A 12849-nucleotide genomic window follows, 5' to 3' on the forward strand; every position below is an offset into this window, starting at 1 on the left:
CGGCGGCAGGGTGGGGTTTCCGTCAGCCATTACGCCTGGCCTCCCGCCTTCTCGTCGCCGGGCAGGACCGGCGCGGGGTATTCGGCGCCCTCCCAGGGCGACAAGAAATCGAAGGTGCGGAACTCTTGGGTCAGCTTGACCGGCTCATAGACCACGCGGCGCTGTTCCTCGTCGTAGCGGACCTCGACATAGCCCGTCATCGGGAAGTCCTTGCGCAGCGGATGGCCTTCAAAGCCATAGTCCGTCAGCAGGCGACGCATGTCCGGGTGGCCCGAGAACAGCATGCCGTACATGTCGTAGGCTTCACGCTCGAACCAGTTGGCGGCCGGATAGGCCGAGATGACCGAGGGCACCGGCTGGGTCTCGTCGGTCGAGACCTTGACCCGCAGGCGCGCGTTCCGCGTCATCGACAGCAGGTGATAGACGACCTCGAACCGCTCTTTGCGATCCGGATAGTCCACGCCGCAGAGGTCCAGCAGCTGCTGGAAGCCGAACTGATCGCGCAGCGCCGTCAGCACCTCGACGATCCGCTCGCGCGGCGCGACCAGCGTCAGTTCGCCGAACGCCACCTGGGCCTCGACGCCCAGCGCCCCGACCATCTCGGCGCCCAGCGGCGTCAGGGCGGCTTCGAGTTGCGCTTGAACAGCCAGAGAGGTCATCGGTCGATGGTCCCCGTGCGACGGATCTTCTTCTGCAGTTGCAGCAGGCCGTACAATAGCGCCTCAGCCGTCGGCGGGCAGCCGGGCACATAGACGTCGACCGGCACAACGCGGTCGCAACCGCGCACGACGCTGTAACTATAGTGGTAGTAGCCGCCGCCGTTGGCGCAGCTGCCCATCGACACGACATAACGTGGATCAGGCATCTGGTCGTAGACCTTGCGGATGGCCGGGGCCATCTTGTTGGTCAGGGTGCCGGCGACGATCATAAGGTCCGACTGACGCGGGCTGGCCCGCGGCGCCATGCCGAAGCGCTCGACATCGAAGCGCGGCATCGACATTTGGATCATCTCGACGGCGCAGCAGGCGAGGCCGAACGTCATCCACATCAGCGAGCCCGTGCGGGCCCAGTTGATGACGTCGTCGGCGGCGGCGACCAGATAGCCGCGCTCGCCGAGCTCCATGTTCACGGCCTCGAAGAACTTGTCGTGGACCTTGGGGTCATAACCCTCGACGGTCGAACGCGCGCCGGCGCCGGCCGGAACCAGCGGCGCGCCCGATGCGGACACCAGGCCTGCGGGCTTGGAAGCGGCGACTACTCCCATTCCAGGGCTCCCTTCTTCCATTCGTAGATGAAGCCGATGGTCAATACGCCCAGGAAGACCATCATCGACCAGAAGGCGAAGACCATGCCGGCGTGCGACAGATCGAACATCGACACCGCCCACGGGAACAGGAAGGCGACTTCCAGGTCGAAGATGATGAACAGGATCGACACGAGATAGAAGCGGATGTCGAACTTCATCCGGGCATCGTCGAAGGCGTTGAAGCCGCACTCATAGGCCGACAGCTTCTCGCTATCGGGGCTCTTCGGCGCCAGCAGCAGCGGCAGCACGATGAAAAGAATGCCGATGAAGGCGGCTACGCCGGCGAAGACCAGGACCGGAAGATATTCGAGAAGGAATGCGTTCATTCGAAGAACCTCGTCCGCCGGGGAGAGGCGGGATTCGGCGCTTCTTAGACCCAAGACCGCCGCCGTTCAAACCCCTGCGGACATTGGATTTTCATTGAGAACGGCTCGCAACTTTGCGCGCCATATGTCGCAGGGCCGACGCTTGCGTGTCGCCGGGCTGCAAAGGCCTATTGGCGAGCCGATCGCGTAACCGAAAGTCATCCGAATGAGCCTAGCCAGCCGCGCCTTGAACGCTGTCGAGCGGATCGGTAATCGACTGCCCGATCCCGTCTTCCTGTTCCTGTGGCTGATCGGCGGCCTGATCGTCCTCAGCATGGTCGGGGCCGGCCTGGGCTGGTCGGCCGTCAATCCGGTCACCGGCGATCAACTGGTCGCCAAGAGCCTGTTGTCCGCCGAGAATCTGGAACAGTTGATCATCGGCATGCCGCGCACGCTGGCGGACTTCCCGCCCCTCGGCATCGTCATCACCATCATCTATGGCGCTTCGGTCGCCGAACGCACAGGAATGTTCGCGACTGCCATTCGCGGCGCCCTGCTGAATGCCCCGCGTTCCATACTGACGCCCGTCGTCGTAATCACCGGCATGGTGTCCCATCACGCATCGGACGCCTCCTATGTGGTGGTCATCCCACTGGCGGCCGTCATCTTCGCCGCTGCGGGCCGCCATCCGCTGGCGGGTCTGGCCGCAGGCTTCGCGGCCGTGTCGGGCGGATACGCCGGCAACCTGTTCCCCGGCGCCAGCGACGCCCTGATCCTGGGCATCACCGAGCCGGCCGCCCGCCTGATCGATCCGTCCTATTCCGTGAACATCGCCGGCAACTGGTTCTTCATCGTCGGCGTCGTCTTCGTCTTCACCCCCATCGTCTGGTTCCTGACCGACCGGGTGATCGAGCCGCGCCTCGGCGTCTGGAAGCCGTCAGAGGGCGTCGCCGCACCGAACGCTTCGGAAAAACAGCCCCTGACCGCCGCCGAAAAGCGCGGCCTGAAGTTCGCCGGCCTGGCGCTTCTCGGCATGATCGCGCTTTGGGCCCTGCTGACCTTCGTACCGGGCTCGCCGTTCGTCGACCCCGCGGTAGACCCGGAGCAGAAGTTCAATCCGCTTTACAAGTCCCTGGTCGCCTTCTTCGCCATCACCTTCTTCGTCACCGGCGGCGCCTATGGTGCGGGAGCTGGCACGATCCAGTCGCACCGCGACATGGTCACGATGATGCGCGACGGCATCGCCCAGTTGGCGCCCTATATCGTGCTGGCCTTCTTCGCCGCCCACTTCGTGGCCATGTTCAACTGGTCGGGCCTGGGGCCGATCCTGGCGGTCAATGCGGCGGCCGGATTGAAGACCCTGGCTCTGCCCGCCCCTCTGCTTCTGATCTGCGTGGTCTTCGTCTCGTGCTTCTTCGACCTGTTCATCGGCTCGGCCTCAGCCAAGTGGTCGGCCCTGGCGCCCATCGTTGTGCCGATGTTCATGCTGCTGGGCATTTCGCCCGAGATGACGACCGCCGCCTATCGCATGGGTGATTCCGTCACCAACATCGCGACGCCGCTGATGAGCTATTTCCCGCTGATCCTAACCTTCGCCCAGCGCTGGGATCCGCGATTCGGTTTGGGCTCCCTGATGGCGACCATGCTGCCCTATGCCGGGGCCTTCCTGGTCGCCGGTCTGGCCATGGTGGCGGCCTGGGTTGCTTTCGACCTGCCGCTGGGGCCGGGCGTCGGCGTCCACTATGAGCCGCCGCCTCCCGCCGTGGCGGCCCATGAGCCTGCCGACGGCGGCGTAGCGGGCCCGCACAGCCCGCCCCAGGCGGCGATCGTCACACCGTCCACAGCCCCGTCGCGTTGAGGGGCGCGTTTCTCCGAAAAGGTCGCTTGACGCGATGTGTCAGCCCGCCTAAACGACGCCCCTCGCCGGGGCGCACAGCCGCTTCGGCCGGGAAACGCGGGTGTAGCTCAGTTGGTTAGAGTGCCGGCCTGTCACGCCGGAGGTCGCGGGTTCGAGCCCCGTCACTCGCGCCACTCTTTCTAGAAATAGAAGAGTGGCGCACACCGCCTTCCCAAAAAGCTTTCGAAACAGCTCAAAAGTTTCGACCTGATACGCGGGTGTAGCTCAGTTGGTTAGAGTGCCGGCCTGTCACGCCGGAGGTCGCGGGTTCGAGCCCCGTCACTCGCGCCACTTCTTTTCAAGACATCGATATAAAAGAAGTGGCGCGCTCCCGTTTTCAGAAACGCGCCATTCGAACGCGTCGTGGCCTTGGCCGCTCAGTGCAGCGGCAGTGCACTATCCGGGTTCACGAACGCCGTTTCGCCCGTCAGCTCGCCATAGACCATGCAGAGGTCTTCGAAGACTCGATTCCAGGCGAACTGGCTGACCGCCTTCTCCCGCGCCGCCCGGCCGATCGCTTCGATGTCGCGCGCGAACAGGGCCTCGACCGCCTGGGCATAATCGTCGGCGTCCGCGCTGGCGGCCAGTTGCCCCACGCTCTCGTCGACCGTCTCGGCGACGCCGCCCGCGTTGACCCCTACCACGGGGCGACCGCAAGCCATGGCCTCCAGCACGATCAACCCGAACGGTTCTTTATCATTGGCGTGAACGAACGCATCGCAGCTGGCGATGATCTTGGCGACCGCCTTGGGATCGCTTTCATAGGGCATGGAGATGACGCGATCTTCCTCCGGCATTCCCGCGCCTGCGCCGACCAGCACCAGGTGATAGGGGGCGCCCAGCTTCTGGACCGCCTCGATCAGCACATCGACATTCTTTTCCTTGGCCGGACGACCCGCGAAGCACAGCAGGCGCGCGTCGTTGCCTAGACCCAGTTGCTTCAGCAGCCACTGCCGGTCACGACGTTCCGGACGGAAGGTGTCGATCTCCACGCCCAGAGGCCGAATGACGATGTTGTTCACACCGGCCTCTTCCAGGCGCCGCGCGATAAAGCGGCTGGGCGACACGACCCGATCGAACTGTGAAAACAGCTTCGCCCAGCGTTTCTCGACCGGCTTCTTGGCCCATTCGCCGAAATGCAACGCCGCCAGCCCCGCCGGATCAGAGTGGCAGAAGCCGACGACCGGGCATCCGACCCGCTGGCCGGCCTCCAAAGCCCCCTGCCCCGGCGTGTAAGGGTCGCCGGCCTCGATGATCGACGGCTTCATCGCCGCCACCCAAACGCTCCAGCGCTTCACCGAGCTGGGCCAACGATAGCCGTCGCCGAACGGCAGCTTTGTCGCCCGCAGTTGCACGATGCCGTCGGCCCTCGCCTTGTGACGCGCGCCGGGCACGATCAGCGAGTGACTGACCCCCGGCCGATTGGCCTCGATCCACGCCTTCTTGGACAGGATATAGCGCTTCACCCCGCCTGAGCGCGGCGCATAGAGCATTGTGGTGTCCACCAGGCGGGGCCGCTCATCCATCGCCGCCGCCTTCAGGGCCCGCAGCGTATCGGCGACTTCCACGTCCAGCCCCGGAATCAGTCGGAGTTCGCTTTCCTGGACGTCGAGGTCTGTCATGCTCATGGAGTGTTCTCGCCTGGTCTGGGCTGTCGAACGCCGGACGGGTTCGATGGATGCGTCCACGGGACGCGGCCTTTAGACCGTTCGACGCCCGTAAACCCGGGCGCGGCAAAGCTCAAGTGCGCGCTGTCGCGATTTCCTCCGCATTCGGCCTATCGGGCATCGACGAGCGAACGCGGGTCGCCTTACAGGATCGCCTCAGGACCATCACGGCCTTGCATTCGCCTCAAATTCGATAAACTTGGAACGCTGGCGCGGACCCTGCTAAGGGGTCTCCCGTAACGTGACGCGTGACCACCAGGGGTTTCTACCGAATGCGTATTTTGCTCGCGACCGCCGTGGCGATCGCCCCCTTGATGGTCGCCACAGGATCCCAGGCCGAGATCGTCATCTCGAACGCCCGGACCACGCCGATCCAGACGTCCAATGCGACAGGCACGGCCGCCGACAACATCCGCATCGCCAGCGGCGGCAGCGTCGCCGTCGCCTCGGGCGCGGCCGTTACCCTGAACAGCAACAACACGGTCGATCTGGACAGCGGCGGCTCGATCACGATGGACAAGTCGGCCGACGCCTCGACCGGCCTGTTGGTCAACGGCGGCAACACCGGCTCGGTGATCGTCGGCGGCTCGATCACCGTCAACGACACGCTGGAAACAGCGGACATCAAGGACACCGACGGCGACGGCGACCTGGACGGTCCCTTCGCCACCGGGACCGGTCGTTACGGCGTGCGGGTCACCGGCGCCTCGCCCTTCACTGGCAACATCCTGGTCGAGGGCACGGGCGCGATCGCGGTCGAGGGCAACAACTCCTACGGACTTGCGGTCGAGTCGGCGCTGAACGGTAAGCTTCAGAGCCTGGGAACGGTCCGTGTGACCGGTAACGACAGCGCCGCCATCCGCACCACGGGGCCGATCTCCGGCAATGTCGATCTTGCAGGCTCCATCTCGGCGCTGGGCGCCAACGCAACGGGCGTGTCGATCGAAGGCGATGTCGGCGGTGCGCTCAGGATTCACTCTACGGTCGTGGCGACAGGGTATCGATACACCACGCCTCCGCCAGCACGTCCGACAACCGGTACGTTCGATAATGCCGCGACCCTGTTCCTCGACGAACTCGACGCGGACGATCTGCTGCAGGGCGGTCCCGCCGTACGCGTTGGCGCCAACGTCGCTGGCGGGGTCTTATTTGATAAGGCCCTTGCTTATTCCGAGGCCGGCATTGAGGGCGATGATGACAAGGACGGCGTCAAAAACGGCGATGAGGACGATGACGGCGACGGCGTCAAGAACCGCGACGACACCGATCGCGACGGCAACGGCATTCCCGACGCCAGCCAGACGACGGCCTCCATCACATCGTTGGGCGGCGCGCCTGCACTGTTGATTGGTTCCACCTCCAACTCCGTCACGTTAGGCGCAATTGGGACTGGCGACGCGGCCTATGGATTGATTAACCGAGGCACAATCACAGGGTCGGGTCTGTATTCCGGCGTGGAAGCCCGTGCGATTCAGCTGGGCGTACCCGGCGGCCAGGCAGTCAATATAGTTGGCGGCGTTCGCAACGAAGGCGGGATTACTTCCACTGCGGTGGACGCCAACGCTACGAGCCTCTGGGTCGGCTCCGGCGTCACCACGCCGATGATCAGTAACGCCAGCAACATCCAGGCGATTTCCTCCGGCAAGGGCGCGGAAGTCTCGACTGGTATTCTCATTGGGGCCGGTGCGAACGTTGGGTATCTAACGAACACGGGCAACATCGTCGCCTCTTACACCGGAAACCATGGCTCGGCGGTAGCTATCCGGGATCAGTCCGGTTCGCTGACCCAGTTGAGCAATGCGGGCTCGATCGTTGGCTCATTTGTCCCGAATAGCAACGACACGACTACAGTTGACGGAACAGCAATCGCGATTGACCTGTCCGCGAATACAACCGGCGCCACTCTGCGTCAGTACGGCGTTCTGGCGTCAGCTGGCAGCACGGCGACCGACACTGACAAGGACGGTGTGCCGGACAGCAACGAACCGGCCATCGTAGGCGCGATCAAGTTTGGCTCAGGCGCCGACACGTTCAACATCGAAAACGGCGTTGTGTCCGGTGATATCGATTTTGGCTCAGGTGCGGACCGACTGAGCATCAGCGGTGGCGCCGTCGTTTCCGGCGCAATCAAGAACGACGACGGTCTGCTTGATATCAACGTGTCGAAAGGCACCCTGAATGCGACCCAAACCGGTGCGACGGCAATTTCGAACCTCAACATCGGCTCGGAAGGGACGCTCCTGGTCAATCTCGATCCGGCCAACGACCGTGCCGGCGGCTTCAACGTCAGCGGCAATGCGACCCTGGCGACAGGCTCTACCCTGGGCGTCCGCTTCTCGTCGTTGATCGATCAGCCCGAGCGGTTCAACGTCATCACGGCCGGCACGCTGAATGTGGGTCAGATCAACCAGACCCTGCTGTCGGACAACTCGCCCTATCTCTACGTCGTGCAGGGCGGCGTTGCCGGCAACACCGTCTATGTCGATGCGCGTCGCCGCACGGCGTCTGAAGCCGGCCTGATCCCCGTCGAGGCCTCGGCCTATGACGCCGTCTATGGCGCGCTGGGCTCCAATGAAGCGCTGCGCAACCTGTTCCTGTCGCAGACGTCGCGCGACGGCTTCATCGACGCCTACGAGCAAATGCTGCCTGACCACTCCGGCGGACCGCTGATGTCGCTGTCGGCCGGCGTGGATGCGGTCACCCGCGCGCTGACCGGACGAAACGCCGCCGCTGCGCCGGGTGAAACCAGCGCCTGGGTGCAGGAGATCAACTTTTACGCCGACAAGGACAAGACCGACTCCTACGGCTTCCGGTCCGAAGGCTTCGGCGTCGCCGGCGGCGTCGAAAAGGGCACCAGCCTGGGCGCCGTCGGCATCTCGGCCGCGTTCACCTCGTCCGACATCAAGGACCCTGAGGCCGAGGCTGAAGAGGTCCTGTCGGCCAACCTGCTGGAGCTGGGCCTCTACTGGCGCGCTCAGGGCCAGTATTGGACGACTTGGGCCCGTGCGGCCGGCGGCTATGCCTCCTTCAGCGCCGATCGCTCGCTGGTCGCCACGGGCGTTTATCTGAACAACAAGTCCGACTGGCACGGCTGGACGGCGGCGGTCGCCGGCGGCGCCTCGTATGAGCGCAACTTCGGCCGTCTGAACATCCGCCCCGAAATCTACGGCGAGTATTTCAGCCTGTCGGAAGGCTCACGCAGCGAGAAGGGCGGCGGCGACGGCTTCGATCTCGACATCGATTCGCGCGACAGCCACATCTTCTCGGCAGTGGCGGCGATGAACGTCGGCTATGGCTTTGGCCGCAACGGCTGGATCCGTCCGGAACTGCGCGTCGGCTATCGTCAGAACATCTCGGTGGACGCCGGCGAAACCATCGCCCGCTTCGCCAGCGGCGGCCCAGACTTCATCCTGTCGCCGGACGCCATCGAAGGCGGCGGGCCGATCCTGGGCTTCCGCCTGAACTTCGGCAACGAACTGGGCATGCTGTCGCTGACCGGCGACGCCGAGCTGCTGGAAGACTACGTCCGCTACTCGCTGCTGCTACGGGCCAGCTTCCGCTTCTGATCGCAGCCCGATCCAGACAAACGAAAGGCCGCCGGAGCGATCCGGCGGCCTTTTTGTTTGGTAGGCGGCGACGGGTTCGAACCGCCGACCCTCTCGGTGTAAACGAGATGCTCTGACCAGCTGAGCTAGCCGCCCCCAAGGGCAGAGACGGGCTTATGCCCGTCGCGCCTCAACCGTTCAAGGCGCTTTTCAAACCTTCGCCCGGGCGAAAGCGCGCGGTGCGCGAGGCCGGGCGCGCGACGGCCGCGCCGGTCTGCGGATTGCGCGCAACACCGGCCTTGCGGTCTACGGCGACGAAACTCCCGAAACCGATCAGCTTCACGTCCGCGCCCCGCGTCAGCGACTCGGTGACGCCGTCGGTAAACGCTTCCAGCGCCGTCTTCGCCTGGTCGCGGCTGATGTTCGCCGCGCTGGCCATCCGGCCGATCAGTTCCGCTTTGGTCATCCGTCCCCCTCCAGAACGAATCACTAAAGGACAGATCGGCGGTTGCGTCAAAAACGAAAACGCCGCCGGTGGGGTCACCGGCGGCGCTCGCTGTTCAACTCGGCGTTAGTGGCTGACCGCCGCCGCCGGTCCTTCCGGAGCAGCGACCGGAGCTGGCAAGGGTTCGGCCGCCTCGTCCCACTCCACCGGCGTCAGGGTGCCGACAAGCGCCCACTTCAGCGCCTCGTCCGCCGTGGAGATCGGCACGATCTCCAGCGCCGACTTCACATTGTCCGGCACGTCAGCGAGATCCTTCTCGTTCTCCTGCGGGATCAACACCGTCTTGACGCCGGAGCGCAGGGCCGCGAGCAGCTTCTCCTTCAGGCCGCCGATGGCGGTGACCCGGCCGCGCAGGGTGATCTCGCCGGTCATGGCGATATCCTTGCGGATCGGGATGCCGGTCAGAACCGAAACCATCGCCACCGTCATGGCCACGCCGGCGGACGGGCCGTCCTTGGGCGTAGCGCCGTCGGGCACGTGGACGTGGATGTCGGTCTTCTCGAACACCGGCGGCTTGACGCCGAAGGCCAGGGCCCGCGAGCGGACGTAGGAGGCCGCCGCCGAGATCGACTCCTTCATCACGTCCTTCAGATTGCCGGTCACGGTCATGCGCCCGCGGCCCGGCATCTTGATGGCTTCGATGGTCAGGATGTCGCCGCCGAACTCGGTCCAGGCGAGACCGGTGACGATGCCGACCTGATCCTCCTCGTCCGTCTCGCCGTAGCGGAACTTCTTGACGCCCGCATAGTCGGCCAGCTTGGCCGCATCGACCGTGATCGACTTGGCGCCCGTCTTGGCCATCTCGCGCACGGCCTTGCGCGCCAGACCGCCCAGAGCGCGCTCCAGAGAACGGACGCCGGCCTCGCGAGTGTAATAGCGGATCAGCTCGCGGATCGTGTCTTCCGGCACGATCAGCTCGCCGTCCTTCAGACCGTGGTCCGCCAACTGCTTAGGCAGGACGTGGCGCTTGGCGATCTCGACCTTCTCATCCTCAGTGTAGCCCGAGACCCGAATGATCTCCATGCGGTCCATCAGCGGCTGCGGCATGTTCAGGCTGTTCGCGGTCGTCACGAACATCACCTGGGACAGGTCGTAGTCCACCTCCAGATAGTGGTCGCCGAAGGTCGAGTTCTGCGCCGGATCCAGCACCTCCAGCAGGGCCGACGACGGATCGCCGCGCCAGTCCGATCCCAGCTTGTCGATCTCGTCCAGCAGGACGAAGGCGTTGGTGGTCTTGGCCTTCTTCATCGACTGGATGATCTTGCCGGGCATGGAGCCGATATAGGTCCGGCGGTGACCCCGGATCTCGCTTTCGTCGCGCACGCCGCCCAGCGACATGCGGACGTATTCACGCCCTGTCGCCTTGGCGATGGACTTGGCCAGCGAGGTCTTGCCGACGCCGGGAGGGCCGACCAGGCACAGGATCGGACCCTTCAGGCTGCCGGTGCGGGCCTGGACCGCCAGATACTCGATGATCCGTTCCTTGACCTTCTCCAGGCCGAAGTGATCCTCTTCCAGGATGTCCTCGGCCTTGGCCAGATCGATCGGCTTCTGCTTGGCCTTGCCCCACGGCACGGACAGCAGCCAGTCGAGATAGTTGCGCACGACGGTCGATTCCGCCGACATCGGACTCATGTTGCGCAGTTTCTTGACCTCGGCCTCGGCCTTGGTGCGCGCCTCCTTGGACAGGCGCGTCTTACGGATGCGCTTCTCCAGATCCATGATCTCGTCGCGCGCGTCGTCGGTCTCGCCCAGCTCGCGCTGGATCGCCTTCATCTGCTCGTTCAGATAATATTCGCGCTGGGTCTTCTCCATCTGGCGCTTCACGCGCGAGCGGATCTTCTTCTCGACCTGAAGGACCGAAATCTCGCCCTCCATCAGCCCGTAAACCTTCTCCAGCCGCTTGGGCACGTCGAAGGTTTCCAGCAGGCCCTGCTTGTCGGCGATCTTGACCGACAGATGGGCCGCGACCGAGTCGGCCAGCTTGGAGGCGTCGGTGATCTGGGGGATGGAGCTGAGGGCCTCGGGCGGGACCTTCTTGTTCAGCTTCACATAGTTTTCGAACTGCTCGACCACGGCGCGCAGCATGGCCTCGGCCTGCGAAGCGTCGCCGGCTTCGTCCTCGATCTCGACGGCCTCGGCCTCGAAATACTCCTCACGATCGGTGAAGCGGGTCAGGCGCGCGCGGCCCTTGCCCTCGACCAGCACCTTGACCGTGCCGTCGGGCAGTTTCAGCAGCTGCAGCACCGAGGCCAGCACGCCGATGGGATAGATGGCGTCCGGCGACGGATCGTCGTCGACGCTGTTCTTCTGGGTCGCCAGCAGGATCTGCTTTTCGCCCTTCATGATCTCGTCCAGCGCCTTCACCGACTTCTCGCGTCCGACGAAGAGCGGCACGACCATGTGCGGGAAGACGACGATGTCTCTCAGCGGCAGGACGGGCAGGATTTTTGGTTCAGTCATGATGCGTACTCCTGGGCCATTGATCATCTCCGGCCCGCCGCCAGGGTCCGCCGGGCAAGAGGCCCGACCGGCGCATGACGGCCCGTCGATTCCGACGGCGTTCGGATGAGTATGTGGTTTGAAAGACCCGCGGTTCAAGCGTGACCGCGGAACGGCCCACATCTGCGTGGCGATAAGGCCCCTGATCACTCCGCTTTAGGTCCGCATTACGCCCGGCGACGCTTTCGACATGGCCGCTTTACGGGGATCTGGCGTCTTCTGCGGCTCCAAGGAGACGACCATGAGCCGTTCGCACCTGTTGGCCGAGACCCTGAAACGTTCAGCCCCGCCGCCGACAACCCTTCAGATGGCGATGACCTTCATCGGCGCCCTGTTCGGCGCCCCGATCCACAAGGGCCGCGCGCGATGATGCAGGGCCATATCGAGGGCGGCGTGACACGCGCCGCCCCTCCCAGACGATACAGAGTCGTGCCTCGCGCCAGCGGTTGGGCCGTGGCGGTCAACAACGCCTGCACCCGCCCCCTGCCCGATCGCATCTCGGCCGAACGCCTCGCCGCCCGACTTCAGGCGGAGGCCGACCGCCTGAACCGCGACCAACATCGCGTCACATAATGATTACGCCCCTTGCCTCGCCACCCGCCGTTGAAATCCTGACGATCCAGCCTGTCGGCGATCGCTGGCGCATCACCTCAAGCGACGGCCTGTTCGAAGGCGTCTTCACCGACGCCAAAAGCGCCGTCCGATGCGCCAGAGCGGAGGCCGAGGCGCATCCAGGGCACTCGGTTCAGGTGGTTCGACCTGATACGGCCTAGCGCTTCTTCCCCGACGCCTTCTTGACCGCCACATCCAGCGACCGCCGCGCCCAGGCGACGGCTTCGTCGGGATCGTCCAAGGCTGCTTCGGGCAAGGTCCAGTAACCCATGCTCATCATGCGGCCGTCCTTGGTCGGATAGGTGAACTGACGCGAGCCGGCCTCGACGAAGGCTTCGCCCAAAGCCTCGTCGCCCTTCAACCAGACCATGCCGTCGTCCAGCAGGGCGAACATGGCGCCGGCGGCATAGACCCCTGCCCCGCCGAACATCCGCTTGATCTCCAGGCGGCCGAGCGCATGGAAATGCTCGCGCACCCATTCGCCGAAGTCGGGGTCGTAGGCCATCAGAC

Annotated in this window: 12 protein-coding genes and 3 tRNA genes; 7 read left to right on the plus strand and 8 right to left on the minus strand. The window is 64.8% G+C overall.

All coding sequences use genetic code 11. The features are described 5' to 3' along the window. Positions 1–29 precede the first annotated feature (29 nt). From GGC30_RS03515 to GGC30_RS03525, 3 genes are read right to left on the minus strand one after another with little or no spacing between them, the layout of a single operon-like run. A complete protein-coding gene (locus tag GGC30_RS03515; RefSeq protein ID WP_055753486.1) occupies positions 30–659 on the minus strand; it encodes an NADH-quinone oxidoreductase subunit C in 630 nt (209 codons plus the stop codon). Next, positions 656–1285, minus strand: a complete 630-nt coding sequence (locus GGC30_RS03520; RefSeq protein WP_087119131.1) for an NADH-quinone oxidoreductase subunit B family protein — start codon at positions 1283–1285, stop codon at positions 656–658. The genes GGC30_RS03515 and GGC30_RS03520 overlap by 4 nt, the downstream gene beginning before the upstream one ends. After that, positions 1255–1632, minus strand: a complete 378-nt coding sequence (locus GGC30_RS03525; RefSeq protein ID WP_017503999.1) for an NADH-quinone oxidoreductase subunit A — start codon at positions 1630–1632, stop codon at positions 1255–1257. Before GGC30_RS03525 ends, GGC30_RS03520 begins: the two co-directional genes overlap by 31 nt. 205 nt (positions 1633–1837) lie before the next feature. Here GGC30_RS03525 and GGC30_RS03530 point away from each other — a divergent pair, with 205 nt between their 5' ends. From GGC30_RS03530 to GGC30_RS03540, 3 genes are all read left to right on the plus strand, one after another. Beyond that, entirely contained in the window at positions 1838–3469 is a 1632-nt protein-coding gene (locus tag GGC30_RS03530) for an AbgT family transporter (protein WP_153922739.1), read from the plus strand. 96 nt (positions 3470–3565) lie between these two features. Continuing rightward, positions 3566–3642 (plus strand) — tRNA-Asp (locus GGC30_RS03535). Positions 3643–3722: 80 nt separating this feature from the next. Beyond that, positions 3723–3799, plus strand: a tRNA-Asp gene (locus GGC30_RS03540). Positions 3800–3885: 86 nt separating this feature from the next. Here the strand turns inward: GGC30_RS03540 and GGC30_RS03545 are convergent. Then, positions 3886–5136: a glycosyltransferase gene (locus GGC30_RS03545; protein ID WP_153922740.1), complete on the minus strand. Its 1251-nt coding sequence runs from the start codon at positions 5134–5136 to the stop codon at positions 3886–3888. Between the two features lie 311 nt (positions 5137–5447). Between GGC30_RS03545 and GGC30_RS03550 the strand changes: the two genes are divergently transcribed. Then, positions 5448–8741, plus strand: coding sequence for an autotransporter outer membrane beta-barrel domain-containing protein (locus GGC30_RS03550; protein ID WP_153922741.1), 3294 nt, complete (start codon positions 5448–5450; stop codon positions 8739–8741). A 58-nt stretch (positions 8742–8799) separates the two neighbouring features. Here GGC30_RS03550 and GGC30_RS03555 read toward each other — a convergent pair. The 3 genes from GGC30_RS03555 to lon form a co-directional block, all read right to left on the minus strand. Next, positions 8800–8876, minus strand: a tRNA-Val gene (locus tag GGC30_RS03555). Positions 8877–8910: 34 nt separating this feature from the next. Next, positions 8911–9186 (minus strand): HU family DNA-binding protein, encoded by a 276-nt coding sequence (locus GGC30_RS03560; RefSeq protein ID WP_017504003.1) that lies wholly within the window; start codon positions 9184–9186, stop codon positions 8911–8913. A gap of 105 nt (positions 9187–9291) precedes the next feature. Further along, complete coding sequence (lon, locus tag GGC30_RS03565) at positions 9292–11688, minus strand: endopeptidase La (protein ID WP_153922742.1); 2397 nt, start codon at positions 11686–11688, stop codon at positions 9292–9294. A gap of 280 nt (positions 11689–11968) precedes the next feature. On the opposite strand from lon, the gene GGC30_RS16610 reads away from it, so the two are divergent. From GGC30_RS16610 to GGC30_RS03575, 3 genes are read left to right on the plus strand one after another with little or no spacing between them, the layout of a single operon-like run. Next, positions 11969–12097 (plus strand): hypothetical protein, encoded by a 129-nt coding sequence (locus GGC30_RS16610; RefSeq protein ID WP_255488829.1) that lies wholly within the window; start codon positions 11969–11971, stop codon positions 12095–12097. Between the two features lie 59 nt (positions 12098–12156). After that, positions 12157–12300, plus strand: a complete 144-nt coding sequence (locus tag GGC30_RS03570; RefSeq protein WP_153922743.1) for a hypothetical protein — start codon at positions 12157–12159, stop codon at positions 12298–12300. Then, positions 12300–12500 (plus strand): hypothetical protein, encoded by a 201-nt coding sequence (locus tag GGC30_RS03575; RefSeq protein ID WP_153922744.1) that lies wholly within the window; start codon positions 12300–12302, stop codon positions 12498–12500. Before GGC30_RS03570 ends, GGC30_RS03575 begins: the two co-directional genes overlap by 1 nt. Here GGC30_RS03575 and GGC30_RS03580 read toward each other — a convergent pair. Next, positions 12497–12844: a TfoX/Sxy family protein gene (locus tag GGC30_RS03580; RefSeq protein WP_153922745.1), complete on the minus strand. Its 348-nt coding sequence runs from the start codon at positions 12842–12844 to the stop codon at positions 12497–12499. The two genes, GGC30_RS03575 and GGC30_RS03580, sit on opposite strands and share 4 nt — an antisense overlap. Positions 12845–12849: the final 5 nt, after the last annotated feature.

The organism is Brevundimonas sp. SPF441 (genome assembly GCF_009661015.1).
GTDB lineage: Bacteria > Pseudomonadota > Alphaproteobacteria > Caulobacterales > Caulobacteraceae > Brevundimonas > Brevundimonas vesicularis.

Coding starts and splice junctions, on each gene's coding strand:
- GGC30_RS03530 (WP_153922739.1), top strand. CDS start 1,838: ATGAGCCTAGCCAGCCGCGCCTTGAACGCTGTCGAGCGGATCGGTAAT.
- GGC30_RS03550 (WP_153922741.1), top strand. CDS start 5,448: ATGCGTATTTTGCTCGCGACCGCCGTGGCGATCGCCCCCTTGATGGTC.
- GGC30_RS03520 (WP_087119131.1), bottom strand. CDS start 1,285: ATGGAAGAAGGGAGCCCTGGAATGGGAGTAGTCGCCGCTTCCAAGCCC.
- lon (WP_153922742.1), bottom strand. CDS start 11,688: ATGACTGAACCAAAAATCCTGCCCGTCCTGCCGCTGAGAGACATCGTC.
- GGC30_RS03515 (WP_055753486.1), bottom strand. CDS start 659: ATGACCTCTCTGGCTGTTCAAGCGCAACTCGAAGCCGCCCTGACGCCG.
- GGC30_RS16610 (WP_255488829.1), top strand. CDS start 11,969: ATGAGCCGTTCGCACCTGTTGGCCGAGACCCTGAAACGTTCAGCCCCG.
- GGC30_RS03580 (WP_153922745.1), bottom strand. CDS start 12,844: ATGGCCTACGACCCCGACTTCGGCGAATGGGTGCGCGAGCATTTCCAT.
- GGC30_RS03525 (WP_017503999.1), bottom strand. CDS start 1,632: ATGAACGCATTCCTTCTCGAATATCTTCCGGTCCTGGTCTTCGCCGGC.
- GGC30_RS03575 (WP_153922744.1), top strand. CDS start 12,300: ATGATTACGCCCCTTGCCTCGCCACCCGCCGTTGAAATCCTGACGATC.
- GGC30_RS03545 (WP_153922740.1), bottom strand. CDS start 5,136: ATGAGCATGACAGACCTCGACGTCCAGGAAAGCGAACTCCGACTGATT.
- GGC30_RS03560 (WP_017504003.1), bottom strand. CDS start 9,186: ATGACCAAAGCGGAACTGATCGGCCGGATGGCCAGCGCGGCGAACATC.